1 protein-coding gene is annotated in these 1,674 nt (G+C 42.2%); it reads right to left on the reverse strand.

Features of this window, described 5'->3' with window-relative positions; all coding sequences use genetic code 11:
• Positions 1-42 precede the first annotated feature (42 nt).
• Positions 43-1,601 (reverse strand): IS3 family transposase gene (locus tag ESZ39_RS17435; RefSeq protein WP_146881186.1). Its coding sequence is split into 2 segments (ribosomal slippage): positions 43-1,148 and positions 1,148-1,601, totalling 1,560 coding nucleotides; the frame shifts between segments, so codons are not numbered across the junction.
• Positions 1,602-1,674 lie beyond the last annotated feature (73 nt).

Consider the following 1,674-nt stretch of genomic DNA (forward strand, 5'->3'; position numbering starts at 1 on the left):
CGGTGTTTTTCAAGATAGTTGACACTGTTTCCCCTAATTTTATTAAGCGACTTCTTTTTGTGCGTTTTTTATACTTTCCTTTTCTGGGTTCAATGATACTGGGCCTGCTGGTTCGCAATTTCTGACCTGACGTGACCAGCGTAATGGGCTCTCCTCTTTGGCTTTTTCTAGTACTAATTCTCTATTGGTTAAAATAGTTTTGTCATCACCTCGATGACGCTGTGCAGGTGTAACGAAATTTATTTTACTGTGCCTATGTTTGTTGTTGTACCAGTCTACAAAGTTTTGCACCCAATCCCTCGCCGCTTCAAGGCTAGCAAAGCCTGATGATGGCCACTCAGGTCGATATTTCAAGGTTCTAAACAATGCTTCGGAGTAAGGGTTATCATCGCTGACTCTTGGACGGCTGTATGACGGCAACACACCAAGCTCTTCCATCTTAGCCTTCATCGTCTGAGCTTTCATCGGCGCACCATTGTCAGAGTGCAATACTAATGGGCTGTTCAGGCATTGTTCGCGCAGCATGCACCGCTGTAATAAGTTTCCTGCACGCTCTCCACACTCCTGCTCATATACTTCATAACCAACAATTTTTCGGCTAAATATATCTTCGAACAAATACAGGTAATAAAACTGACCTTTGACGGTTGATGCCAAATAGGTAATATCCCATGACCATACTTCGTTCGCCTTGTGTGCTGTATAACTCGTAGGTTTACCTACATTCTTCGGCGCATGACTACGACCTCGATGATGTAACTGGTCTGCCTGCTTTAATACTCGGTAAAAGCTCGATTCAGAGCCGTGATAGATACCATCATCCAGTAAAATAGGGACGATTTGCGATGGCGGTAAATTGGCATATTCTGGCTCATTACACGTATCTAAAATAGTTTGCCGTTCTTCTTTACTTAACTTATTGCAAGGCTCAGGGCGCTTAGCTTCAGGTCGTTTATCTACTGAGATCTCTTTTCCACACAACCAGCGACGGTAAGTTCTCAAGCTGAGTTCAGCCTCCACGCAGGCCGGATGAATACGGCACCCGTTTTTCATTGCTTCTTGAATTAGTGTGATCAACATCTGCCTTTCATCGGGAGGCGTTAATCGTCCTCTGGTTCTTCCCCGTAAAAGGCCTTGAGCTTTTTTCTCAGCACCAATAAAGCGGCGGTTTCTGCCAGTGCTTTCTCTTTATATCTCAGGTCTTTTTTCAGCGATTTAATTTCAGATTTATCTTCTTTCGATTGCTGATTTATCGTTTTATTTTGTTGCTCTTCATTCTGAAAGCCTTGAATACATTGCATCTTCCATTGCTTTACCTGATCAATGAATAATCCTTTTTTTCGACAATACTCACCTAATTCTGATTCAGATAAAGAGGCTGTTTCAACAACAACCGCGAATTTGGTTTCATGTGACCATTGATCTGGTGTAGATTTCTTACCTGGCACTGGCTGACCTTGTTCTTTAGCTTGTTTACGCCAATTATACAGGGTTTGCTCAGCAACAGCTTCTTCTCTTGCCACTTCAGCTACTGACTTATTACTTGGAGGTAACAACTTGCTTAAAATAGCTTCTTTTCTTTCTGTTGAATAACTAGACATTTATTGTTCGATTACCACTCCCCGATCTAAAAAAATTTAATTTTAGGGGTGACAACTATTCTGACACGGGGGG

The organism is Colwellia sp. C1TZA3 (assembly GCF_007954265.1).
Classification (GTDB): domain Bacteria; phylum Pseudomonadota; class Gammaproteobacteria; order Enterobacterales; family Alteromonadaceae; genus Cognaticolwellia.